Consider the following 25,662-nt stretch of genomic DNA (forward strand, 5'->3'; position numbering starts at 1 on the left):
ACTCCACACCTACATCCGCAGCCAGCGGACCAACTCCTGCCCACGCTGAAACGGACCGTCTGCCGTGACCATCCGCCGGGCCGGCTGACCGATCGCACCGTCGAGGACCTGACGTGCTCTGGCCGGGACACCAGGACGAGCGGCCCCGCCAGGAGCAGTCACTCAAACTTCGGTGAGAATCACTCAAACTTCGATGAGAAAGAACAGGTGCCACCACCCCGCCCGGATCCCACCGGACCCCGAGCCGGCCGCCGCCGGGCAGGAGCACCGGGGAAGGACAGCGGGGAACCCCGGGAAGACGGGGAAGACAGGGAGGAAGACGGGGAAAGCCGGGGGAATGCGGGGGAAACGCGCTGCCGGACGGCTGACGGCGGGCGTCGCACGGCGCACAGTGGGCACCGACACCTTCAGGCCGCGGGCCGCAGCCCGCGCCCCGGAGCCGCCCGTCGGAAGGGGACCCGTGTCCGCCAACGGCCCAGCAGCGCACGCGCCCCAGCCGGACCCCGCGTCCGGGCAGCCACCGCTCAAGCGGGCCATCGGGCCCCGGCTGCTGGTGATCTTCGTCGTCGGGGACATCCTCGGCACCGGTATCTACGCCACCACCGGCGAGGTCGCCGGGAAGATCGGCGGGGCGCTGTGGCTGCCCTTCCTCATCGGGTTCGTCGTCGCCCTGCTGACCGCCGCCTCCTACGCCGAGCTGGTCGGCAAGTACCCGCGGGCCGCCGGGGCCGCGCTCTACACCCAACGGGCCTTCCGCACCCCGTTCTTGACCTTCGTCGTCGCCTTCATGGTGATGTGCTCCGGGCTGTCCTCCGCCAGCGCGGCCGCGCTGGCCTTCGGCGGCGACTACATGGCGGAACTGACCCATGGCGCCGCGCCGGGGACGCTCGTCGCCGTCCTCTTCGTCGTGGCGCTCGCGGCGCTGAGCCTGCGCGGGGTCTCCGAGTCCGTCAAGGCGAACGTGGTGCTGACCGCCGTCGAGGTGTCCGGGCTGCTGATCATCATCGGGATCGGTGTCTGGGCCGTGCTCAGCGGCGACGGCGAACCCTCCCGGCTGGCCGTCGTGGACACCGGCGGCACCGGATACGCCCTGCTGTCCGGCGTCCTCGGCGCCACCGCGCTCGGTTTCTTCGCCTTCGTCGGCTTCGAGGACTGCGTCAACATGGCCGAGGAGACGGTGGAGCCGCAACGCACCTTCCCCCGCGGCATCTTCATCGGCGTCGCCGTGACGGGCACCATCTATCTGCTGGTCGCCCTCGTCTCCTCGCTGCTCGTCCCCACCGGGAAGCTGTCCGCCTCCAGCGGGCCGCTGCTGGAGGTCGTCAAGGCCGCCGGGGTCGGCTTCCCCCACGAACTGTTCGCCGTCATCGCCCTGTTCGCCGTCTCCAACTCGGCGCTCATCAACATCATGATGGCCTCGCGGCTGTGCTACGGCATGGCCAACGAACGCATCCTGCCGCGCGGCATGGCCCGGGTGCTCCCCCGGCGCCGGACCCCGGTGGTCGGCATCGTCTTCGTCACGCTGCTGGCCGTCGGCCTGGTGGCCACCGGCGAGATCGCCGGGCTCGGGGACACCACGTCGTTCCTGCTGCTGTGCGTGTTCGCCGTCGTCAACATCGCGGTGCTGGTGCTGCGCAGGGACCGCGTCGCACACGAGCACTACCGGGCGCCCACCGCGCTCCCCGTACTCGGCGCCATCAGTGCGCTGGCGCTGGCGAGCCCACTGTCCCAGCGGCCCGCCGACGTCTACATCCGGGCCGGGGTGCTGGTGCTGATCGGCATCGGACTGTGGGGGCTCAACAAGGCGGTACTGCGGTGGCGCGGCGAGGACTGAGCCCCACCGCCCCGCACACCGGAGCAGCTGCGCGCCCTCACCCCTTGCCCGGGCCCTTCCCCTCGGACTCCTCGGGCCCCTCGGCCCGCAGCCGCCCCACGAGCCGCTCGTAGCGCTGGCGGGCCGCCTGGGGTGTGCCCAGGCCGAGGCCGAAGGCGATCTCCGGCCAGGTCATTCCCCGGCCCCGCGCCATCCGCAGCAGCCCCTCCTCCAGCTCGTCCAGCTCGCCGCGTACCCGGGGGACGAGGCTGAGCGCGGCCGTGATGTCCGCGTGGTCCACCTCCGGCTCGCCCTCCACCGGCTGCGCGCCCCCGCTGAGCAGCAGCGCGACGAGCCGTACGGCCTCGTGCGGGCCGAGCACGGCCGGGTGCGCCTGCCGCCCGCGCTGCGCCTCGGTGGCCGCGTGCCGCTCGGCGATCCGGAACAGCGAGGCGTGCACCCGGTGGGCGCGCGCCTGCTCGGGGTGGGGAGGCGTGAACGGATCGGCGGTCGGCTGCGCGCCGGGCGGCTCGGGCGTCGGGTGCGGAGACGAAGTCGAGGACGAGGACGGGGACGGGGACGAGGTCGAGGTCGAGGACATGCCGCAAGCATGCGGTCACTGCACGGCATTGTCAACGTCGAGTTGTGAACACTTTGTTTACCCTCGTCGGGTGACGCGTCGCCCGGGCCGCTCGGAGGGTGCGGCCCGCTCGAAGGGTGCGGGGCGTTCGAAGGGTGCGGAGACGTCCGGGGCGCTCGGGCCCGGGTTATTCGGCGTGTTCTGCTCGGCGTCGGGTGGCGCCGAGGGTGCCGAGCAGGGCGAGCGCCTCCGCGTCCGGGCTGCCGGGCTCGGCGTGGTAGATGACGAGCTGCTGACCGGGGGCGTCGCGGACGTCGAACGCCTGGAAGGTGAGGGTGAGCGGGCCGACGTCCGGGTGGTGCAGCCGCTTGGCCTCCCGGGTCTTGCCGCGTACGGCGTGCGCCTGCCAGAGCGCGGAGAACTCGGCGCTCCGCTCGTTCAGCGAGGCGACGAGGGCACGCAGCCGGGGGTCGTCCGGGTCCACGCCGGCGGCCTCGCGCAGATTGGCCACGGTGGCGTGCGCAGCGCGGTCCCAGTCGACGTAGAAGTCCCGCCCGGCCGGGTCCAGGAACGTCATCCGGGCCAGATTGTCCGCCGGGCGGAAGGGCGCGTAGAGCGCTTCGGCGAGGGCGTTGGCGGCCAGGATGTCCAGGGTGCGGCCGAGGACGAACGCGGGGGTGTGCGGGTAGCCGTCCATGAGCCGGCGGAGATCGGGGGCGACCTCGTCCTGCCGCGGGGCCGGCCGGGCGTCGGGCACACCGCCGGCCAGCCGGTGGGCGTGCGCGCGGGCGTCGTCGTCGAGACGCAGGGCACGGCTGAGGGCGTCGAGGACCTGGGACGAGGGGTGGCGCTCGCGGCCCTGTTCGAGCCGGGTGTAGTAGTCGGCGTTCACCCCGGCCAGGACCGCCACCTCCTCGCGCCGCAGCCCCGGGACCCTGCGCAGCCCGTGGCTCGCCATGCCGACGTCCGCGGGCCGCAGCCCGGAGCGCCGGACGCGCAGGAAGTCTCCCAGTGCGTTGTCGGACATGCCGTCCAGGCTAGACGGGGGCGGCGGCGCGGTGCCTGGGTGTGTGCCACCCAGGCAGCGAACGCCCTGGTCGGAGGGTTCCGCGGCGCCCAGACTCGGCGGGCGACACCACCGAGTACGGAGGGCACACATGAGGACCGCTGTGGACCCCGGCGGGACACCGGACGGCGACGGCCTGGACGGGGCCGTGGCCGTGGTGACCGGTGCGGCGCGCGGCGTCGGACGGGCCACCGTCGCCTGGCTGCACGCACGCGGCGCACGCGTCGTGGCCGGGGACGTACGCCCCGAAGTGGGCGCGCTGGCGGACGAGTTCGACGGCGTGGCCACGCTGGTCGGCGACGTCGCCGAGGAGGCCACCGCCCGGCGGGCCGTGGAGCTGGCGCGAGCGCGGTTCGGCCGCCTGGACGTGCTGGTCAACAACGCCGGGCGGACCCTGAACAAGCCGTTCACGGAGACGACGGCCGAGGACTGGGACGCGCTGATGGCGGTCAACGTCCGCGGCGCGTTCCTGCACGCCCGCGAGGCGTTCCGCGCCATGCGCGAGCAGGGCGACGGCGGCGCGATCGTCAACGTCGGCTCCTACACCTGCACCGTCGCGCTGCCCGAGGGATCGGCGTACACCGCGTCCAAGGGCGCGCTGGCCCAGCTGACGAAGGTCGTCGCGCTGGAGGGCGGGCCGCACGGCATCCGGGCCAACGTCGTGGCGCCCGGCGTGATCGAGACGGATCTGCTCGACGACGCCCGGGACGACGGCCGCGCCTATCTGCGGTCCTTCGCGACCGCACATCCGCTGGGCCGGGTCGCTCAGCCCGCCGAGATCGCCGAGATCATCGGCTTTCTCGCCTCGGCCCGCTCCGGCTTCATGACCGGCTCCGTCGTCGCCGCGGACGGCGGCTTCACGGCGGCCTGAGCGCGCACCGCGACGGCACCCGCACGACAGGGCGCCCCCACGGCGTACGGGCGCCCCGCACGGCAAACGGGCGCCCCGCACCGCAATCCACGAACGCAAAGGAAGCACCACCATGACGGGACAACGACTGGCCGGAAAGGTCGCCCTGATCACCGGCGCGACCGGCGGCATCGGCTCGGCGACCGCCGAACTCTTCGCCGGGGAAGGCGCACGCCTCGTCCTGACCGACGTGGCGGACGGCCCCCTCGCCGAGCTGGCCGGGCGGCTGACGGACACGGGCGCCGAGGTGCTCGCCGTCCGCCTCGACGTCTCCTCGGCACGGGAGTGGGACGAGGCGATCGGCGCCGTACGCGAGCGGTTCGGCACGCTCGACGTCCTCGTCAACACCGCGGGCATCGTCGACTGGCCCGGTATCGAGGACACCCGGGAGGACGCCTGGGACCGCGTCATCGACGTCAACCAGAAGGGCACCTGGCTCGGTATGCGGGCCGCCATGCCCCTGCTGCGGGCCACCGGCAACGCCTCGGTGATCAACACCTCGTCCGTCCTCGGCCTGGTGGGCAGCGGTTCGGCCGCCGCCTACCAGGCGTCCAAGGGCGCCGTGCGACTGCTCAGCAAGACCGCCGCCGTCGAGTACGCCCGCCACGGGGTGCGGGTCAACTCCCTCCACCCCGGCGTCATCGCCACCCCGATGATCCAGGACCTGCTGGACGAACAGGGCGACCAGCAGCCGGACATCGTGCGCACGCCCATGCGCCGCGCGGGCCACGCCCGGGAGATCGCCGCGGCGGCGCTCTTCCTGGCGGGCGACGAGTCGTCGTTCGTCACCGGTTCCGAACTCGTCGTCGACGGCGGCCTCACCGCACACTGAGCCCTCCGGGCGGAACGGCCGCCTCCGACGGCGGAAGGGGCCGACGGGACGAGCGCACGGGACGACCACGGGAGCACCGGCCCCGCAACCGACCACGGGAGCACCCGCCCCGCAACCCGGGGCGGTGCATCCGGGGGTTACCCGTGGGTCCCGGGCGGCGCGGACACCCCCCTCGCGCTGCTATCTCACATCTGAGATATGGTCCTGAGTCATGACCGACGATTACCTCGCCCGCATCGGCCAGTTGATTCGCGACGCCCGTCAGCACCGCGGCTGGACGCAGTCCCAGCTCGCGGAGGCGCTCGGCACCAGCCAGAGCGCGGTCAACCGGATCGAACGCGGAAACCAGAACATCAGCCTTGAGATGATCGCCCGCATCTCCGAGGCACTGGACAGCGAGATCGTCTCGCTCGGCTATTCGGGCCCCATGCATCTGCGGGTCGTCGGCGGGCGTCGGCTCTCCGGCAGCATCGACGTCAAGACGAGCAAGAACGCGTGCGTGGCCCTGCTGTGCGCCTCGCTCCTCAACTCCGGCCGCACCGTGCTGCGTCGGGTGGCCCGCATCGAGGAGGTCTACCGCATCCTGGAGGTGCTCTCCTCCATCGGCGTGCGGTGCCGCTGGATCAACGGCGGTGCCGACCTGGAGATCGTGCCGCCGGCCGAGGTGGACCTGGGCTCGATCGACCAGGAGGCCGCCCGCCGCACCCGCAGCATCATCATGTTCCTCGGCCCGCTGCTGCACCGCATGGACCGCTTCCGCATCCCCTACGCGGGCGGCTGCGACCTCGGCACCCGCACCGTCGAACCGCACATGAGCGCACTGCGCCACTTCGGGCTCGCGGTGACGGCGACGGAGGGCAACTACCACGCGGAGGTCGAGCCGGGTGTCGCGCCCCAGCGGCCCATCGTGCTGACCGAGCGCGGGGACACCGTCACCGAGAACGCGCTGCTGGCCGCCGCCCGTTCCGACGGCACGACGGTCATCCGGAACGCCTCCTCGAACTACATGGTCCAGGACCTGTGCTTCTTCCTGGAGGAGCTGGGCGTCCGGGTGGAGGGCATCGGCACGACGACGCTCACCGTGCACGGCGTCCCCGAGATCGACCGGGACGTGGACTACTCCCCCTCCGAGGACCCGGTCGAGGCCATGAGCCTGGTCGCGGCGGCCATCGTCACCGAGTCCGAACTGACGGTCTGCCGGGTGCCGGTGGAGTTCATGGAGATCGAGCTGGCCGTCCTGGAGGAGATGGGCCTCGACTTCGACCGCAGCACCGAGTACGCCGCGGACAACGGCCGCACCCGGCTGACGGATCTGACGGTACGGCCCTCCAAGCTGGAGGCGCCCATCGACAAGATCCACCCGATGCCGTTCCCCGGCCTGAACATCGACAACGTGCCCTTCTTCGCGGCCATCACGGCCGTGGCACAGGGCAAGACCCTCATCCACGACTGGGTCTACGACAACCGCGCCATCTACCTCACCGACCTCAACCGCCTCGGCGGCAGGCTCCAGTTGCTCGACCCGCACCGCGTCCTGGTCGAGGGCCCGACCCGCTGGCGCGCCGCCGAGATGATGTGCCCGCCGGCCCTGCGCCCGGCCGTCGTGGTCCTGCTGGCGATGATGGCCGCCGAGGGCACCTCGGTCCTGCGCAACGTCTACGTCATCAACCGCGGCTACGAGGAACTGGCCGAACGCCTCAACGAGGTGGGGGCGCAGATCGAGACGTTCCGGGACATCTGAGCGCCTCGCACGGTCGCCGTCGCGGCTGCCCGGTCTGCGCAGAGCGGGCCGGCTGGAGGGACGGCGGCAACCGTGCACCCCCTCCCCTGATCCGACCTATACGTTGACAGTGTTAACAGGCATGCCCCATCCTCACCCATACGTGAAGATGTACGCTCCTGCGGGACGTACCCACCTTCCACGCAAGCGGCGAGACAGGGGAGGGCCAGTGGGCCTGGACACGGTCGACGGACGGTTCCAGATCATGGGGGTGATCGGCCGCGGGAACATGGGGGAGGTGCACCGGGCCAGGGACCTGGAAGCCGAGGCGGACTCCCCGCATCGCGAGGTCGCCGTCAAGACCGTGTTGCGTGGCCGAACCGGCGTCACGGTCGACGTCTCAGATCCTGACAAGGACGTGGCCCGCTTCCATCGCGAAGTGAAGATCATGCGCATGCTCTCCCGGGGCCATCCGAACCTCACCTTGCTGATCAAGGGCGGCGTGGACCAGTCCTCCGGCGGCAGTGGCCTTCCCTACCTGGCCATGGAGCTGCTGGACGGCCACCCCCTCGCGGACCTCATCGACGAGGAGCCGCAGCTGCCCGTCTCCTGGGTCGCCGCCCTGGGGGCACAGATCGCCGCCGGCCTCACCGCGGCGCATACCGCCGGAATCGTCCACCGCGACCTGAAGCCGGCCAATGTGATGCTGACCGACGACGGCACCGTCAAGGTCCTCGACTTCGGCATGGGCTCGATCGTCGACGATCCCGATCAGACACGGCTGACGAGCACGGGCGTCAGCGTCGGCACGGCCCGTTACATGGCGCCCGAGCAATTCCGCGCGGAACACGTCTCCGCCCCGGCCGATCTCTACGCGCTCGGCTGCATCCTGTACGAACTGCTGATCGGGCGCCCGCCGTTCTCCGCCACGACGCCCTTCGAACTCCGCGATCAACACGAGCAGGACCAGCCGCCGAGGCTGACATTGGTGCGCCCTGATCTGCCCTCCGAACTGGTCCGGCTGGTGGACCGGCTCTTGGAGAAGGACGCCGAACTACGGCCCGAGACCGCAGACTTGGTCCGTGAGGCACTGGTACCGCTCGCCTTCGCACCGGACGACACGGCCGCGCTACTGGCTCCGCACTGGCAGGAGAAGGATCCCGTGGCGCGGCTGCGCGCCCTCCTCCCCGAGCCCGCACCCGCCGCGCCCGCTCCGGCCCCCCGCAGGGAGCCGCGCCTGCCCGAGGCGATGGACATCTTCGGTATCCACGCCGACCTGATCAGTGAGTACGAGGACTTCACCAAGAGCGGGACGGTGATACGGGACGCCCGCATCGACGGCTTCGTCAAGGACGACCGGGCGGCGAAGAAGTCGCAGTGGCCCGACCCGTGGCTGTCGCTGAATCCCTTCTTCGCCGAAGGCGGCCAGGTCACCGATCTCGTACGGGACGAGGTACTGCATCCCAGGTGCGCGGAGATCTTCCAGGCCGGCAAGAAGGAGGACTCGCTGCGTCCGGACGGCCGGCCACTGACCTTCCACCTCCACCAGCGGCAGGCGATCGAGGCAGCGCAGGCAGGTGACTCCTATGTGCTCACCACAGGCACCGGCTCGGGCAAGTCGCTGTCGTACATCGTCCCCATCGTGGACCGGGTGCTGAAGGAGCGCGAAGCAGCTGGGCCGGATGCCGGGGGCCGAGTACGTGCGATCGTCGTCTACCCGATGAACGCACTGGCCAACTCCCAGCTCGGCGAGTTGGAGAAGTACCTGCGCAACGGTTTCGGAGCGGGACGTGAACCGGTCACGTTCGCGCGCTACACCGGTCAGGAGACCGAAGAGCGGCGTCGGGAGCTTCGCAGGAATCCCCCGGACATCCTGTTGACCAACTATGTGATGCTGGAGCTGATGCTGACCCGGCCGGATGACCGGTCCAGTCTGATCCGCATGGCCGAAGGCTTGCAGTTCCTCGTCTTCGACGAGCTGCACACCTACCGGGGCAGGCAGGGCGCGGACGTGGCGTTCCTGATCCGCCGGGTCCGGGAGGCCTGCCGGGCCTCCGCCTCCCTCCAGTGCATCGGTACTTCGGCGACCATGTCCACCGAAGGCTCGTGGAAGGACCAGCAGCGCGAGGTGGCCCGGGTCGCCGGCCGGCTGTTCGGCACGACGGTGCTGCCCGAGAGGATCATCGGCGAAACCCTGATCCGAGGCACCGAGGAGGCACCGGAGACGGTTCCCGCCGAGCGGCTCCGGGTGCCGGCGGCGCCCCGCTCGTACGAGGCGCTGACGAAGGACCCGCTGGCTCGTTGGGTGGAATCCCGGTTCGGTCTGGAGCGCGAGGAGCACACGGGGCGGTTGCGCCGGTGCGCCCCCGGCACGGTGGAGGAGGCGGCAGCCGAGCTGCACGCCCGGACCGGGGTGGCCGAGGAAACCGTGCGCGGCGCGATCCGGGCCACCCTGGAGGCCGGCGCCCAAGCCAAGCACCCGGTGACGGAGCGTCCGCTTTTTGCCTTCCGGCTGCATCAGTTCCTGTCCAACGGCGACACCGTCTACACGACACTTGAGGATCCGCTCACCCGGCCGCTGACGCGCACATACCAGCTGGAACATCCGGACAGCGACGGCAAGCCCCTGTTCCCGCTGGCGTTCTGCCGCGAGTGCGGACAGGAGTATCTGACTGTCTGGCGCACCGAGGAGAACGGCACATTCCGGCACGAACCGCGTCGGAACACCTCCGCCTCCGGGGGCCGCGAGGGTGAGGGCTACCTGTACGTGGGGATGCCGGGGGAGGACTACGAGTGGCCGGCCGATCCGCAGAAAGCCGTGGACGACAGGCGGTTGCCGGAGTCATGGCTGGAGACGGACGCGAACGGTCTGACCGTCGTGCGGAAGTCGTACCGCCCCCGGGTCCCCCGGCGCGTCGTCGTGGACGCCTACGGAAACGAGTCGGACGAAGGGCTCGTGGCAGCCTTCATCCCGGCGCCGTTCCTGTTCTGCGTGCACTGCCAGGTCTCCTACGAGCAGACCCGCGGCCGGGACTTCGCGAAGCTGGCCACTCTGGACCAGGAAGGGCGTTCTTCGGCAACCTCCCTGATCTCGGCATCGATCGTGAAGTCCCTGCGGGCGGTGCCCGAAGACAGTCTGAGCGCGGAAGCACGCAAGCTCCTCACCTTCGTCGACAACCGGCAGGACGCGTCGTTGCAAGCCGGGCACTTCAATGACTTCGCCCAAGTGACGCAGCTGCGGGGGGCGTTGTACGAGGCGGCGGCGCGGGCCGGTGCGGACGGACTGCACCATGACAACCTCGCCGAGGCCGTGACGGAGGCAATGGGCCTCTCCCCGCGCGAGTACGCGAGGGGCTCGGACCCGACGCCCTCCCTGGAGCGACAGGCCACGGAAATCTTCCGGAAGGTGATCTGTTACCGCCTCTACCGCGACCTGGAACGCGGTTGGCGCGTCACGATGCCGAACCTGGAGCAGACGGGCCTCCTGCGGATCGACTACGTGGACCTGGACTGGCTCGCCGCCCGGCCCGAGCGCTGGCAGTCCGCCCATGCCGCCCTGCGCGACGCCGATCCGGCGCTGCTCAAGGAGATCGCTCGTACGCTGCTCGATTTCATGCGGCGCTCCCTCGCCATCGACGTGCAGTATTTCCGCGATGACTTCGATGCCCTGCAACGGGCGAGCGAGGAGCGGCTCGCCGGTCCGTGGGTGCTCGGCGAAAGCGACCGGCCGGCTGTCGGTATCGCTTACCCGCACGGCTCGCAGCCGGGCATGGAGCGCTCCGCGCTCTTCCTGTCGGCCCGTGGGAAGTTCGGAAAGTACCTGCGGCGCAACATGCCCCAGCTGCGTCACCTGCCGCTGGACGATGTCCAGTGCGTGATCGAGGACCTTCTCAAGGTGTTGCACGGCGCCGACCTGGTGCGCGAGGTGGAGTCGGCTCCGGAGCGCTCCGGCCCGGCGTTCCGGCGCCGCGCGGCCGAGAAGCGGATCGGCTACCGGGTGTCGGCCGCAGCCTTGATCTGGCGGGCGGGGGACGGTGAGCGAGGCGCGGTGGACCCGCTGGCACGCACCTACAGCCGCGGCGAGGGGCCGCGCGTCAACTCCTTCTTCCGCGACCTGTACCGGACGACGGCAGCCGAGCTCGCCGGGCTGTACGCGCGGGAACACACCGCTCAGGTCGACCAGGACCGCCGGCTGGAGCGCGAGAAGGCGTTCCGTGAAGCCGAACTGCCTTTGCTGTACTGCTCGCCGACGATGGAGCTCGGCGTCGACATCTCCTCGCTCAACGCCGTGCTGATGCGCAATGTGCCGCCGACACCGGCGAACTACGCACAGCGCTCGGGACGGGCCGGCCGGTTCGGCCAGCCCGCGCTGGTGACGACATACTGCGCGACGGGCAACAGCCACGACCAGTACTACTTCCGGCGTTCCCAGGACATGGTGTCCGGGCAGGTCGCCCCACCGCGCCTGGAGCTCGCCAACGAGGACCTGGTGCGCTCGCACCTCCAGGGCATCTGGCTGGCGGAGACCGGAATGAAGCTGGGCACCGCGATCACAGATGTGATCGATGTCGCCTACGACCCCGACGGTGACGACCGCCCCGACCCGCACATGTCACTGCCGCTGCTCCCCCACGTCCGCGATCTGTCACTGGACGAGGAAGCCCGCCGGCGGGCGATCGACACAGCGCGTACCGTTCTCGCCCCGCTGATCACGGACTTCACAGCCACCACCTGGTGGTACGACGAGTGGATCGAGGATCGGATCGAGCAGGCTCCGCACGAGTTCGACGCTTCCTTCGACCGGTGGCGGCAGCTGTTCCGGGCCGCCGTCCTCGACCAGTACGAGCAGAACAAGCGCGTCGTCGACCACACCCTCTCCCCCGGCGAGCAGGGCAGGGCTCGCAGCCGCCGCCGGGAGGCCGAGACGCAGACGAACCTGCTGCTGAACCGCTCCGTCGACAGCAAGTCGGTGATGAGCGACTTCAACCCGTACCGCTATCTGGCGTCCGAAGGCTTTCTGCCGGGCTACAGCTTCCCGCGGCTTCCACTGGCCGCTTACATTCCGCATGCCGGTAACCGCCGCAACACGGACGGCGACTACCTGCAACGACCCCGCTTCCTGGCCATCCGCGAGTTCGGGCCCGGCGCGCTCATCTACCACGAGGGCGCCCGTTACCAGGTCACGCGGGTCCAGCTGCCGCCGGACGCCTCGGGGGACCTGGCGACCGCGGAAGCGAGGCGCTGCGACAGCTGCGGCTACCACCACCCCGTGAAGATCGGCGTCGACAGGTGTTCGATGTGCGGAGAGGAACTCAAGGGGAAGCGCACCGGCCTGCTCCAGCTGCACACCGTGTACACCAGTCGACGCGAGCGGATCTCTTCGGACGAGGAGGAACGCCGCCGGGCCGGTTTCCGCCTGGAGACTTCGTATGCCTTCCACGACCACGGGTCTCGCAGGGGGCGCCTCACCTCTCACGTCACCGACGCCGACGGGGGGCCGCTCCTCGATCTGGATTACGGCGACTCGGCCACCGTGCGCATCACCAACCTGGGCCGGGTCCGCGACAAGCAGGATGAGCCGGACGGCTACTGGCTCGATCTGGGCGACGGCCGCTGGCTCAACGACCGGGCCGCGGCCGACGCCATCGAGGGCACCGGCATGCCGGTCGTCGACGAGGACGGCAACGAGAAGCGCCGCAAGAAGCGGGTCCTGCCCTATGTGGAGGACCGCCGCAACATTCTGGTGGTCACTCTGGACGAGCCTCAGCCGGAGCCGGTGGCCCTGTCCCTGATGTATGCGCTGGAACGTGGCATCGAGGCGGCATTCGAGCTGGAGGACTCCGAGTTGACAGCTGAGCTGCTGCCTCCCGACGAGGGTCCGCGTCGCCGGCTGCTGTTCACGGAAGCCGCCGAGGGCGGCGCGGGTGTGCTGCGCCGCATCCAGCACGACAGGAAGGCCCTCGCCGAGGCCGCCCGGAGCGCCTTGGAGATCTGTCACTTCGACCCGGAGACCGGAGAGGACCAGGGCGGGCCTCCGGACGGCGAGAAATGTGCCCGTGGCTGCTACGCCTGTCTGCTGACCTACGGCAACCAGACGCACCACCGCCAGTTGAGCCGGCACACCGCCGGGCCACTGCTGTTGCAGCTGGCCGGCGCCAGCACCGAGCGCGAGGACCGTGGCGAATCCCGCAGCGAGCAGTTCCGCAGGCTCGCTGCGGCCGTCAGCGCCGAAGACGCCGCCTCGGACAGCGCTCTCGCGTCCTCGCTCACCGCCGGAGAGGAAGACCTCGCCGCCCTGGTGGCGAAGGGCGATGTGCTCGGCTGGCTGAAGGCGAAGGGCCATCGGCTGCCAGACGGAGTGGACGTGTTCGTCGACGAAGCAGCGGCCCGTCCTGATCTCGTTTTCCACCTAGACGGCGCCCATCTCGCCGTGTTCGTCGACATGCCGGGGCGGCCGTCCGACTCCACGCGCGACCTGGAGGCCGGCTATCGCCTGGAAGAAGCCGGCTGGGACGTCCTGCGCTTCCCGTCGGACGCGGACTGGGACGCCATCGTCGAGCACAACGCCGGCTACTTCCACATCCGTTGACGGCCCCCTTACGACTCCAGAAACCGAGACAATCACATGAGCCTTACGTACACGGCCGGCTCCCTGGTCGCCGCCCGCGGCAGGGAATGGGTGGTGCTGCCCGAGAGCGTCCCGGACATGCTGGTGCTACGCCCGCTGGGCGGGAGCGAGGACGACGTCGCGGCCGTCTTCCCCGGCTTCGAGGATGTGCGTCCCGCGAAGTTCGCTGCGCCGAGCCCGGACGACCTGGGAGACCAGCGCGCCGCCGGTCTGCTGCGCACGGCGCTGCGCATCGGGTTCCGGTCGGGCGCGGGTCCGTTCCGCTCCCTGGCGTCCATCGCGGTGGAACCCCGGGCCTACCAGCTGGTCCCGCTGTTGATGGCACTGCGGCAACGCACTGTGCGGCTCCTGATCTCGGATGATGTCGGCATCGGCAAGACGGTCGAGGCCGGTCTGATCGCCAAAGAGCTTCTTGCACAAGGCGAGGCGGTGCGCCTGGCCGTGCTCTGCTCGCCGGCGCTCGCCGAGCAGTGGCAGACCGAGCTGCGGGCAAAGTTCGGTATCGACGCCGAGTTGGTCCTCGCCTCGACCGTCTCGCGCCTGGAGCGTGGGCTGGAACTGGGCCAGTCCCTGTTCGACAGGCACCCGTTCACGATCATCTCGACGGACTTCATCAAATCGACCCGCCACCGCGAGGACTTTCTGCGGCACTGCCCCGACCTGGTGGTGGTCGACGAGGCTCACACCTGTGTCGCCACCGACGACGCCGCGCAGGCCGGCAGCTCCTCCTCGAACCAGCTCCGCTACGAGCTGTTGCAGAAAATCTCGGCGGACGCCGACCGTCACCTGCTGCTGCTGACGGCGACACCGCACTCCGGCAAGGAGTCGGCCTTCCGGAATCTGCTCGGCCTGGTGCGGCCTGAACTGGCCACGCTCGACCTGGAGACGCCGGCGGGGCGGGCGAAGCTCGCCGAGCACTTCGTGGCCCGCAAGCGCGCGGATGTCCGCGACTACCTCACCAGGGAGGACGGCCTCGCCGACGACTCTCTCGCCGAGCGGACCGCCTTCCCCTCCGACCGCTGGACGAAGGACGAGCCGTACAAACTGACGCCCGCCTACCGGGCGCTGCTCGACGACGCCATCGGCTATGCCAAGGACCGTGTCGAGGCAGCCGGTGAGCAGGGCAGGCGGGAGGCCCGTATCGCCTGGTGGTCGGTGATCGCGCTGTTGCGCTCCATGGTCTCCTCGCCGGCGGCCGCCGCGCAGACTCTCAACACCCGCTCCGAGTCCGCCGCCGCCCGCACCGCACACGAGGCGGATCTGCTCGGCGCCCCCGTGGCCGCCGACTCCGCGGACAACGACCGGCTGGAGGGAATGGACGTCGCGCCGGGTGCGGCCGAGGCGGAGGACGCGGGCGCCCGGCTGCGCGAGCTCGCCGAGCGGGCCGAGAAGCTCGTCGGCCCGGCCGAGGACGCGAAACTGAAGGCACTCATCCGGCACTTGAAGAAACTGCTCGCCGACGGTTATCAGCCGATCGTCTTCTGCCGCTACATCCCCACCGCCGAGTACCTGGCCGAGCAGCTCAAAGGCAAGCTCGGCCAGCAGACCACGATCGCCGCCGTGACCGGCACGCTCTCCCCGCAGCAGCGTCTGGAGCGCATCGAGCAGCTCGCCGCCGAGTCCGCCGACGACTCCGGCGACTCCGGCGACGTGGCCGCCCGCCGCGTGCTGGTCGCGACCGACTGCCTCTCCGAGGGCGTCAACCTCCAGCACCACTTCGACGCCGTCATCCACTACGACCTGGCCTGGAACCCGACCCGCCACGACCAGCGGGAGGGTCGCGTCGACCGCTACGGCCAAAAGCGCGACCAGGTCCGTGTCATCACCATGTACGGCGAGGACAACGGCATCGACGGCAAGGTGCTGGAGGTGCTGTTCAAGAAGCACCGGCAGATCAAGAAGGATCTGGGCATCTCCGTCTCCGTTCCCGACGAAACCGCCTCCGGGGTCACCGACGCCGTCGTGGAGTGGCTGCTGCTGCACGGACGGCAGGGCAGCCAGGAGACCCTGTTCGACCTGGACGGCCACCAGGAGTCCTTCGACCGGATCGCGCGCGAGTGGACCTCGGCCGCCGAGCGTGAGAAGACCTCCCGTTCCAAGTACGCCCAGCGCGCGATCCATCCGGAGGAGGTGGCCCGGGAGGTCGCCGCCGTACGGACCGCTCTCGGCAGCACCGAAGAGGTCCGCGCCTTCGTGCTGGAGGCGCTGCGCGACCTCGACGCCGTGGTGCGGGATCCGCGCGACGGCACCGGCGACTTCACGGCGCAGGTCGGCGGCACCCCGGCCGGGCTGCGGGACGCGTTCGCCGCCACTCTCGGAAGCCGGCTCGTCGAGGAGGACCGCCGGATCCCGTTCCGCAGCTCTCCCGCGGTCGCCCGTGGCGAGGCGGCGCTGGTACGCACCGACCCGGCGATCGGCGCCCTCGCCTCCTATGTACTGGACTCGGCGCTGGACGCGAACGTCCACGGACCGCGCCCCGCCCGCCGCTGCGGCGTCGTGACCACCGACGCGGTCACCATCCGCACCACGCTGCTGCTCGTCCGCTACCGCTTCCATCTCACCCTGCCGTCGCGGACCGGCGAGCGGGAGCTGGTCGCCGAGGACGCGCGCCTGCTCGCCTACGAGGGACTGCCGTCGCGTGCCCGCTGGCTGGACGGCGACGCGGCCGCCGCTCTGCTCGCGGCCCGCGCGGGCGCCAACACGCACGAGCAGATGGCACGCAACCAGATCACGCGGGCCCTGGACGGCCTGCCCGACCTCACCGGCCACCTCACCGAGTACGGCAGGACTCTGGCGGCCGACCTCGACGCCTCGCACCGCCGGGTCCGCAAGGCCAACGAGGAGATCGTCCGTGGCCTGAAGGTCGTTCCGCAGGAGCCGGCCGACGTGCTCGGCGTGTACGTCTACCTGCCGCAGCAGCCCGCCGCGGCCGTGTCACCCGCGACCGTTCCCGTCTCTACCGCGTCCGGAGCCGAAGCCTGATGTCCGCCGCCACCCGCACCACCCGGGCCCTCACCGCCGTCACCACGGTCGGCGGACTGCTGCCGACCGACATGCTGCTGCGCATCGCCGAGGCGCGGAACGTGCCCGGGGTCAAGCCCGCCGACTACGGCCTGCCCGCCTCGGTGGCAGTACGCGACGAGGCGGAGCGCGCCTGGGAGTACCTCAAGCCGCTCTGGCGCGATCTGCGTGCCGCCCTGCCGGCCGACCCGGAGACCGGCGCCCCCGCCGCCGACCCCACCGGCCGGGCGGGCGCCGACTGGCTGTCCCAGCTCTTCCGCAAGCTCGATTTCGGCGCGCTCACCGAGGTCGGCCCGGACGGCATCGCCGCCGACTCCGATCCGGACAAGCGCTTCCCCGTCTCCCACCACCACGGCCCGGCACTGGTCCACCTCATTCCCTGGAACCAGGAGTTGGACAAGCGTCCGGCCCCCGGCGAGGTCCCCGCGCAATCCATGCTCCAGGACTGCCTCAACCGCACCGAGGCCCATCTGTGGGCCGTCCTCACCAACGGCCGCCACCTGCGGCTGCTGCGCGACTCCTCGTCCTTCGCCACCGCTGCCTACGTCGAGTTCGATCTGGAAGCGATCTTCGACGGCGAGCTGTTCAGCGAGTTCGTCCTGCTGTACTGCGTGCTGCACGCCTCCCGGTTCACCGTGCCGGAGGGGACGCCGCCCTCGGGGTGCTGGCTGGAGAAGTGGCGGACGGTCGCCATCGAGTCCGGCAGCCGGGCCCTCGAACACTTCCGCGACGGCGTCCAGGCAGCCCTCACCGTCCTCGGCACCGGGTTCCTCAGCCACCCGCACAACGACAAGCTGCGCGAGCACCTCGACGTCGACGACTTCCAGAAGGCGCTGCTCCGGCTCGTCTACCGCATGATCTTCCTCTTCGTCGCCGAGGACCGCGGCGCCCTGCTGGACCCCGAAGCGGACGAGAAGACCCGCGATCGATTCACGGACTACTTCTCCACATCCCGGCTCCGCCGTCAGGCCCTGCGCCGTCTGGGCACGGCCCACGACGACCAGTACCGCGTCCTGGAGCTGCTGATCGAGGCGCTCGGCTCCGAAGAGGGCCGCCCCGAGCTGGGCCTCAAGGGTCTCGGCGGCCTCTTCGACGACACTTCCGACGACGCGCCGCTGCACGGAGCGCGGCTGGCCAACCGCCATCTGTTCGAGGCCGTCAAGCACCTGGCCCGCGTGCGCGACGTGGGCTCGGCCCGCTGGCGTCCCGTCGACTATCTGCACATGGGCGCCGAGGAACTCGGCTCGGTGTACGAGGCGCTGCTGGAGCTGGTGCCCAAGCACAGCGCCGCCGACCGCACCTTCGAACTGGTCGACCGCATCGGCAACGACCGCAAGAAGACCGGCAGTTACTACACCCCGTCCGCGCTCACCGAGACCCTGCTGGACTCGACGCTGAACCCGGTACTGGACGACGCCGTCCGGCGCGGAGAGCAGCGCGCACGTGAGGAGGGCCTGTCCGAACCCAGGGAGGTGATCGCCGAGGAACTTCTCTCCCTCACGGTCTGCGACCCGGCGTGCGGCTCGGGCCACTTCCTCGTGGCGGCGGCGCGCCGTATCGCCAAGCGCCTTGCCGCCGTCCGCGAGCGCAACCCGGAGCCCACGGCGGAGTCCGTGCGCCACGCCCTCCACGAGGTCGCCGCCCGCTGCGTGTACGGCGTCGATCTGAACCCCATGGCCGTCGAGCTGGCCAAGGTGTCCCTGTGGCTGGAGGCCATGGAACCCGGCCGGCCCCTCGGGTTCCTCGACGCCCACATCAAGCACGGCAACGGCCTGATCGGGGCGACGCCGGCCCTGCTGCGGGACGGCATCCCCGACAAGGCGTTCAAGAAGGCCGAGGGTGACGACGACGCCTGGGCGCGGTCGCTGCTCAACCGCAACGCGCTGGAACGCGAAGGCCAGGGCGGTCTGTTCGAGACCGAGACGGAGACGAAGGTCGCCAACGCCTCCTTCGCACGCGGCCTCCGCCGGATCACCACCTCCCCGGCCGACGATCTCACCGACATCCGCCGCAAGGAGGCCGCCTACCGGAACTGGTCCACATCGGCGGAATACCTGCACGCTCTGCACCTGGCCGACGCCTGGTGCGCGGCCTTCGTCTGGCTCAAGCGGGAGGACGCGCCGCCGGCCATCACCCACAAGGTGTTCCGGGACCTGGAGGACCCGAAAGAGGACTCGGCTCCGCAGTCGACGCATGACGAGATCGTCCGCCTCCGCGACCAGTACGCCTTCTTCCACTGGCACTTGGAGTTTCCGGAGATCTTCACCGTGCCGGAGGGCGACGAGGCGTCCTCGGACGCGGGCGAGGTCGACCCCTCGACAGGCTGGGCCGGCGGATTTTCGTGCGTGGTGGGCAATCCCCCGTGGGACAAGGTCGACTTCGAGGACAAGAAGTACTTCAGCGTGGTCGCCCCCGAGATCGCGGAGATCGCCGGGACGGCCCGGCGCACGCGCATCGCCGAGTGGGAGCGGGAGCATCCGGACGCCGGGATGCGGTACCGGGAGGCGCGGCGCGCCGTGAAGGGCTCTTTCCACTTCGCTGGGGACTCGGATGTGTTCCCGCTGTGCGCCAAGGGGTTGACGGTCAAGGGCGTCAATTCCCTCCAGACCGACCAGCTTTTCGCCGAACGGATGGCGAACGTGGTCGCGCCTACGGGCCGGCTCGGCATGATCCTGCCGACGGCGATCGCAACGGGCGCGGGCTCGCAGCACCTGTTCGCGAACTTCACCAAGCGGGGCGCGCTGGCTTCGCTGTACGACTTCGAGAACCGCCGCCCGAAGTCATCGGCGCTGCCCAAGGGTGGCAAGTGGTTCGAGAGCGTGCACTCCAGCTACAAGTTCTGCCTGCTCTCACTCACCGGACGCGCCACACGTGCGGACTCCAGCCGCGTCGGCTTCTTCCTGTCCGACCCCTCCGACCTGGAAGACCCGAACCGTGTGTTCGCCCTGACTCCGGAAGACCTGGCCCGCATCAATCCCAACACGGGAACCCTGCCCGTCTTCCGCACCCAGCGGGACGCGGATATCACAGCCGGGGTCTACCGTCGCGTCCCGGTGCTGTGGAACGAAGGGCGCCGGGACGGCAATGCATGGGGCATGACCTTCAAACGTCTCTTCGACATGGCAGACGACTCCGACCTTTTCCGCAGCCGAGAGCGGTTGGAAGCTGAGGGGTGGGAGTTGCGGGGTAACGTCTTCGAGCGGGGCGAAGAGCGGATGCTGCCGCTGTACGAGGCGAAAATGGTGGACTTCTTTAACCACCGCGCCGCTGACGTCGTGAAGAGCTTGACAGCCGTCAATCGTCAGAACCAGCCAAACTACCTGGACAACGGAGAACTGCAAGACCCAGCACGCAAAGCCACGCCGCTCAGTTGGATCCAGCGGGACGGAAAAATCCTCACTCGGCGCAACAACAAGGAAGTACGCATCAAAGGCGTCGAGCTGCGGCTGGCTGAAGAGGGTTGGGACCATGGCTGGCTTTGTGGATGGTGCGACGTCACCGCCTCAACCAACGAACGCACCGCCATCCCCGCCTTCATCCCGCGTGCGGCCGTCGGCCACACCTACCCCCTGATGATGCCCTGCGTGGCTCCTTCGCTGGTCGCCGGACTCGTCGCCGCCCAGTCCTCCCTGGTCTTCGACTTCGTCAGCCGTCAGAAGATCAGCGACGCGCACATGAAGCTCTTCATCTGGAAGCAGCTCCCCGTCCCCACCCCCACCACCCTCGAACCCCACGTCCCCTTCCTGCTCCCCCGCGTGCTCGAACTCGTCTACACCGCCTACGACATGACACCCCTCGCCCGCGACCTGGGCGACGAAGGTGAACCGTTCCGGTGGGACGAGGAGCGACGTGCGCAGCTCCGTGCCGAGTTGGACGCGTACTTCTTCCACTTGTACGGGATCACTCGGGACGACACCGACTACATCCTGGAGTCCTTCCAGTCGGAGTCGGGTGGCCTCAAGAACAACGAGATCACCAAGTACGGCGAGTACCGCACCAAGCGGCTTGTTCTCGCCGAGTACGACCGCATGGCCGAGGCCGGCCTGACGCTGGAGAACCCGCTCGACGAGGGCGAGCCCGGTGCCTACCGCTCCGCCCTCACGCCGCCGCCGGGCCAGGGGCCCCGGCACCCCGCAGCCGCAGACAACTGAAGGTCGCCACACAAGCGTTGGCCCGCTCCCTCGCGAGCGGGCCAACCGACACCAGGCTGCGCCTCAGCGCTCCGGCACGAACCGCACGAAGTCTCTCCAGCCCTCACGGCCCACCGTGAAGGCCGGACGGCTCACGTCCTTCGAGTCCCGCACATGAACGGCCTGTTCAGCGACCGCGACCTCAACGCAGCTGTCGCCGTCGCTGCCGCTGTAGCTCGACTTGAACCAGGCGAGACCCGCCGCACCGCTACTCATAGCTCTCCTCGCAAACGCTCCAGCAAGGCCCGGGTTTCCGTGGGGCTCAGGGCCTGCGAGCGCAGTGTGTCATAGCGCTGACAGAGGAGACTCACCTCTTTCCGGTCTGAGATCAGGCGCCCGTTGCGCTGCCCTTCGGAGTAGCAGAGCCTCTGCCCCGAGGGGGTCTCCAAGATCTGCACAGGACCGTCCAGGCAAGCGTGCAACCCGGACTCCAACGGCACCACCTGGAGCGTCACATTGCGCGGAGCGGTCCGTTCCAGGACGCAGTCCAGCAGCTCGCGCATCGCCTCCGCGTCGCCGAACCGCCGCCGGAACACATGCTCTTCGACGATGAAGCTGAACGGCACCTTCGGCCGCTCGCTCATCATGGCCTGTCGCTGCATCCGCGCGATGAGCTGCGTCTCCATCTCCGCGTCGGTCCGCAGCGGAATGGTGCCGTCGAACACGGCCCGCGCGTACGCCTCCGACTGCAACAGCCCGGGCACCAACCGGCACTCGTAGGTGCTCAGGCTGACCGCCTCCCGCTCCAGCCGTGCCCACCGGCGGAACCAGGCGGCGAGCCCCGACTTGGCCCGGGTCACATGAGGGGCGGCCTTGCGCAGTGCGCCGGTGTTGCCGAGCGCTTCCTCGGCGCGCTCGACGAACGGGTCGTCCGCCATACGGCGTCCCAGTTCCACGGACTCCACGGTGTGCTTCGAGTACTGCACCAGCGCGCCCAGTTCCGCACGGCTGAGCCCCGCGTGCTCCCGCAGCCCCTGGACGAACGCCCCGAAGGTCCGCAGACTGTCCGACGGCAGGGGTTCCCGCTCCCACTCTTCTGTCTGCTCCGGCCGCCCGTCCGTGTCCCCGGCCCCGCACTCGGCTCCACCCGCGTCTTCTTCGGCGATGTCCATGCGCCGTCCCTCTCCGTGCCGCGACGCGACGGCACCTCACAGCCGCCGCTCTCACGACTCAGCGTTACGGCAGCCCGTGCGTACTGTCCACTCCATGTGCCCGTACGCTCACTCCGCGTACGTGGTGCCGCGCTCGTATCCGGCGGTCTCCGGGCGCCACGCTGTCGTCATGCATCAGCACGTTCCTCAACTCAGCGAGCCTGCACACACGTTCACTCAGCTGCTGTCGGCCACGCGGCGCGGCGCCCGGCTCGCCCGGCTGCTCAGCGTGAGCGAACTCCACTCCTGGGGTGTTCCGCACGACGTCACTGAGCGTGCCGAAAATGTGGTGGCGGAGCTGGCCGCCAACGCCGCGCTGCACGGCCGGGTGCCCGGCCGCAGCTTCCGGCTCACGCTCGTCTACGACCCGTCGGATGGTCAGCTGCGCGTCGACGTCACCGACGCGCGCGGGGACGCGTACCCGCGGTGCGCGCCGTCCGACGCCGAACCCGGCGCCCTGCGCACCGGCGGGCACGGCCTCTCCCTCGTCGCCGCACTCGCCGACCACTGGGAGACCGTCCCCTACCCGCCCAGCGGGAAGACCGTCCGCGCGGTGTTCTCCCGCCGACGGGACTGATCCGGCCAGGAGTTCGCGTGTGATGTCGCTTGACAGTGTCAACACGTAAAGTGTGCGGCGTTCGTCCGGCCTCGTCCTCCCCTGGAAGGTCATCCATGCCGCAGCCCGAGCGTCTCCCCGGCGCCCCCGAGTTCCACCTCCAGCTTCCCAAGGACGGTGCGGGGGCACGCGGCTATCTGCTCACGGAGTTCGGCGGCAACGGCACACACCAATTCCTCCTCAAGAAGGGGTCGATGGTGGCGGCCGACTCCTGGCCGGGGCTCGGTGATCACGCCCGTCGTCGCCGCGCCGAACTGCGCGCGGACGGAACGCTCGTCGACGCGCCCACTGAACAGGACCGTCCGCAGGGGCCGCCTCGATGGGTCGCGACCCGGGACATCACGTGCAACTCCTCCTCGGCCGCCGCCGCGCTGGTCTACGGCTATGACGCGTCGGGACCCGAGTCCTGGCGCACGGCCGAGGGCTACCCGCTGAACGACTACCTGTCGACCAGCTGGCGCCCGCCCCGCAAAGCGTGGCTGGTGCGTGGCGCGAACGTCTCGGGACACAACCTGGTGCGTCGGCTGTGGCTGGCAGAGGGACTCGTCTCGCTCTCGGGTGCGCTTCTGCCGCCGGTGGAAGAGTCCGACCCGACGAAGAGCACGCTGCGCCGCTTCGTCCAGGACGGGTACGAAGGAGCGGCCTCGTACAACCAGAAGCAGGGCCTCGTCGACGAACTGCACGCTTTTCTGTCGCAGATGCGCGTCGGCGACACGGTGGCCACCTCCGACGACGACAGGCGGCTGTACCTCGGCCGGATCACGGGGGCCGCCGTGCAGACCGCCTCACCGGGCGGGCTGTCCAACCTGCGGCGGACCGTCGCCTGGCTGCCGAAGAGCTACACGTACGAAGAACTCCCGGACGAGGTGCAGCTGAAGCTGTCCACCCAGCACGACGTCGTGGATCTGACCGGCCTCCTGGAGACGCTGGACGGTCTCACCGGGCGGCCGGAGGATGCGGACTCACCGGCGGCGGAGGAGACGGACGGGACCGCCGCGGCCGGACACCCGCCACCACGGGAGCTGTCCCTGCCGCCCGTCACCGAAACCCTCACCACCGAGCTTCTGGTCCATGACCGGGCCTGGCTGGAGGAGATACGCCAGCTTCTGACTGACGAGAAGCAGTTGGTATTCTACGGCCCGCCCGGCACCGGCAAGACGTATATGGCGGTGCAGCTGGCCGAGTACTTCGGGGGCGGACCGGAGCAGGTCAAGATCGTGCAGTTCCATCCCTCGTACGCCTACGAGGACTTCTTCGAGGGGTTCAGACCCGTCGAGGATCCCGAGACGCGGGAGGTGGCGTTCCGGCTGTCGGCGGGCCCCCTGCGGGAGCTGGCCGACCTGGCCTCCCGCGAGGGCAACCGGCACCTCCCGCACTTCCTGATCATCGATGAGATCAACCGCGCCCACTTGGCGAAGGTTTTCGGCGAGCTGTACTTCCTCCTGGAGTACCGGAAGAGATCCATTCGTCTCACCTACTCCGGAGACGACTTCTCTCTGCCGCCCAACCTCTTCGTGATCGGCACGATGAACACGGCCGACCGCTCCGTGGCCCTGGTCGATGCGGCGATGCGGCGCCGCTTCGCGTTCGTGGAGCTGTCCCCGCACACCGAACCGACTGCCGGCCTGCTCGCACGCTGGCTCAGACGTGAAGGCAAGGACCCGGAGCCCGCGCACTTGCTCGACGCCCTCAACGCCCGCATCGACGACGCCGACTTCGCCATCGGACCCTCCTACTTGATGAAGCCGGGGGTCTACCGCGACGGCGGCCTCGAACGGACCTGGCGTACCAAGATCCTGCCGCTGCTCCAGGAGTACCACTACGGCGAGGGGCTGGACGTCGCCGCGCGCTACGGCATCGACGCGCTGCGCGAGCAGCACCCGTGACGGCGTCCGATGTGACGCTCCGCGAGTACGGACCGGCCGTCTCCGTTCCCCTGTCCGCGGAAACCGGGCGGACGTTGGCCGCGTCCGGCATTCTGCGGAGCGTCACTCCGGATCCCGGCCGGGAAGGGCACTGGCTGCTCCAGGCCGGCAGCCGGGTCGGAGCCGTGCGTACGCCCGGCGGTCCGGTCGTACGGATCGCCCCCAAGACACCCGTGCGGCGGCTGTTCTTCCTCCTCGGCTTCAGCCTCGACCCGGCACGCTCCTGGCGCGACAGCCGGGAAGGCACTGTGGAGGTCGGCACTTACGACGATGTCGTCCCCGCGCTCGCACACGCCGTCGAGCGACACATCGACCGGGCCCTGCGGCAGGGTCTCCTCCACGGCTACCGCGAAGTGGAGGAGACCGCCCTCGTCATGCGCGGACGGCTACGCACGGCGGAGCAGCTGAGACGGCACTTCGGCCGTACCCCGCCCGTGGAGATCACCTACGACGCGTACACCGCCGACACAGCCGAGAACCGCATCCTGCGCGCTGCCACAGAGCGACTGCTGCGCCTGCCCGACGTTCCGGGACCGGTGCGGCAGCGCCTCCTCCGCCTACGCGCACGCCTCGCTGACGCCTCGCCACTGGTGAGAGGACAGGAGCTGCCGCGTTGGCAGCCTTCGCGTCTCAACTCCCGCTATCAGCCGGCGGTGCGGCTCGCCGAAGCCGTTTTGCACGGCTCGTCGCCGGAACATCGGCCTGCCGGGCCCACCCCACTCGCTCTGGACGGCTTCCTCCTCGACATGAACCAGCTGTTCGAGGACTTCGTCACCGTCGGGCTGCGCGAGGCGGTTCGCGAGCACGGCCTCACCGCGCGCCTCCAACACCCTTGTCACCTCGACACCGCGGGGCTCGTCCGTATGCGCCCCGACCTGGTCGTCCGCGGTCGCGACGGCCGCACTCCGCACGCGGTGGTCGATGCCAAGTACAAGGTCGAGAAGGCCGGCGGATTTCCCCCCAGCGACCTGTACCAGGCGCTCGCCTACGCGACCGTGCTCGGCCTGCGTGAGGCACATCTGGTCTACGCAGCCGGAAGGGAACCCGAACGCTCCCACCAGGTGCGCGGCACAGGGCCGAGCGGCCAGGGAGTGCGGCTGTACCAGCACAGTCTCGATCTCTCCCAGGATCCCGCACAACTTCTGGCTTCTCTCCGTAAGATCGGCGGACGGCTGGCCGGATCCGCGGCGCCTTCGCAGCCATGAAGCAG

General features: G+C 70.1%; 14 protein-coding genes. 10 read left to right on the forward strand and 4 right to left on the reverse strand.

Annotated features, from left to right (window positions below):
* Positions 1–460 precede the first annotated feature (460 nt).
* Positions 461–1,834 carry an APC family permease gene (locus tag SCA03_RS23950; protein WP_086814827.1) on the forward strand — a complete coding sequence of 458 codons (1,374 nt, stop codon included), beginning with the start codon at positions 461–463 and terminating at the stop codon, positions 1,832–1,834.
* A 37-nt stretch (positions 1,835–1,871) separates the two neighbouring features.
* Here SCA03_RS23950 and SCA03_RS23955 read toward each other — a convergent pair whose 3' ends face one another.
* Both SCA03_RS23955 and SCA03_RS23960 read right to left on the reverse strand, forming a co-directional pair.
* A complete protein-coding gene (locus SCA03_RS23955; protein WP_230988878.1) occupies positions 1,872–2,414 on the reverse strand; it encodes a DNA-binding protein in 543 nt (180 codons plus the stop codon).
* Between the two features lie 166 nt (positions 2,415–2,580).
* Positions 2,581–3,420 (reverse strand): helix-turn-helix domain-containing protein, encoded by an 840-nt coding sequence (locus SCA03_RS23960; RefSeq protein WP_086814828.1) that lies wholly within the window; start codon positions 3,418–3,420, stop codon positions 2,581–2,583.
* Between the two features lie 130 nt (positions 3,421–3,550).
* Between SCA03_RS23960 and SCA03_RS23965 the strand changes: the two genes are divergently transcribed.
* From SCA03_RS23965 to SCA03_RS23990, 6 genes are all read left to right on the forward strand, one after another.
* The gene (locus SCA03_RS23965) at positions 3,551–4,330 is read left to right on the forward strand and encodes an SDR family NAD(P)-dependent oxidoreductase (RefSeq protein ID WP_086814829.1); all 780 of its coding nucleotides are present in this window, start codon (positions 3,551–3,553) and stop codon (positions 4,328–4,330) included.
* Positions 4,331–4,442: 112 nt separating this feature from the next.
* Positions 4,443–5,201: an SDR family NAD(P)-dependent oxidoreductase gene (locus SCA03_RS23970; RefSeq protein ID WP_030879275.1), complete on the forward strand. Its 759-nt coding sequence runs from the start codon at positions 4,443–4,445 to the stop codon at positions 5,199–5,201.
* Between the two features lie 211 nt (positions 5,202–5,412).
* A complete protein-coding gene (locus SCA03_RS23975; protein WP_030879278.1) occupies positions 5,413–6,942 on the forward strand; it encodes a helix-turn-helix domain-containing protein in 1,530 nt (509 codons plus the stop codon).
* A 208-nt stretch (positions 6,943–7,150) separates the two neighbouring features.
* The gene (locus SCA03_RS23980) at positions 7,151–13,510 is read left to right on the forward strand and encodes a protein kinase domain-containing protein (RefSeq protein ID WP_086814830.1); all 6,360 of its coding nucleotides are present in this window, start codon (positions 7,151–7,153) and stop codon (positions 13,508–13,510) included.
* A 36-nt stretch (positions 13,511–13,546) separates the two neighbouring features.
* Positions 13,547–16,531 carry a DEAD/DEAH box helicase gene (locus tag SCA03_RS23985; protein WP_086814831.1) on the forward strand — a complete coding sequence of 995 codons (2,985 nt, stop codon included), beginning with the start codon at positions 13,547–13,549 and terminating at the stop codon, positions 16,529–16,531.
* On the forward strand, positions 16,531–20,721 hold the full coding sequence (locus tag SCA03_RS23990) for an Eco57I restriction-modification methylase domain-containing protein (protein WP_141275645.1): 4,191 nt from the start codon (positions 16,531–16,533) through the stop codon (positions 20,719–20,721). Before SCA03_RS23985 ends, SCA03_RS23990 begins: the two co-directional genes overlap by 1 nt.
* 63 nt (positions 20,722–20,784) lie before the next feature.
* Here the strand turns inward: SCA03_RS23990 and SCA03_RS23995 are convergent, their stop codons facing one another.
* Positions 20,785–20,976, reverse strand: coding sequence for a DUF397 domain-containing protein (locus tag SCA03_RS23995; RefSeq protein WP_086814313.1), 192 nt, complete (start codon positions 20,974–20,976; stop codon positions 20,785–20,787).
* Positions 20,973–21,872 (reverse strand): helix-turn-helix domain-containing protein, encoded by a 900-nt coding sequence (locus tag SCA03_RS24000; protein WP_086814315.1) that lies wholly within the window; start codon positions 21,870–21,872, stop codon positions 20,973–20,975. Before SCA03_RS24000 ends, SCA03_RS23995 begins: the two co-directional genes overlap by 4 nt.
* 169 nt (positions 21,873–22,041) lie before the next feature.
* Here SCA03_RS24000 and SCA03_RS24005 point away from each other — a divergent pair, with 169 nt between their 5' ends.
* From SCA03_RS24005 to SCA03_RS24015, 3 genes are all read left to right on the forward strand, one after another.
* The gene (locus tag SCA03_RS24005; RefSeq protein WP_086814341.1) at positions 22,042–22,488 is read left to right on the forward strand and encodes an ATP-binding protein; all 447 of its coding nucleotides are present in this window, start codon (positions 22,042–22,044) and stop codon (positions 22,486–22,488) included.
* A 95-nt stretch (positions 22,489–22,583) separates the two neighbouring features.
* Positions 22,584–24,413, forward strand: coding sequence for a DUF4357 domain-containing protein (locus SCA03_RS24010; RefSeq protein WP_086814317.1), 1,830 nt, complete (start codon positions 22,584–22,586; stop codon positions 24,411–24,413).
* On the forward strand, positions 24,410–25,657 hold the full coding sequence (locus SCA03_RS24015) for an McrC family protein (RefSeq protein WP_037852495.1): 1,248 nt from the start codon (positions 24,410–24,412) through the stop codon (positions 25,655–25,657). The genes SCA03_RS24010 and SCA03_RS24015 overlap by 4 nt, the downstream gene beginning before the upstream one ends.
* Positions 25,658–25,662: the final 5 nt, after the last annotated feature.

This window comes from Streptomyces cacaoi (assembly GCF_006539165.1).
Taxonomy (GTDB): domain Bacteria; phylum Actinomycetota; class Actinomycetes; order Streptomycetales; family Streptomycetaceae; genus Streptomyces; species Streptomyces cacaoi.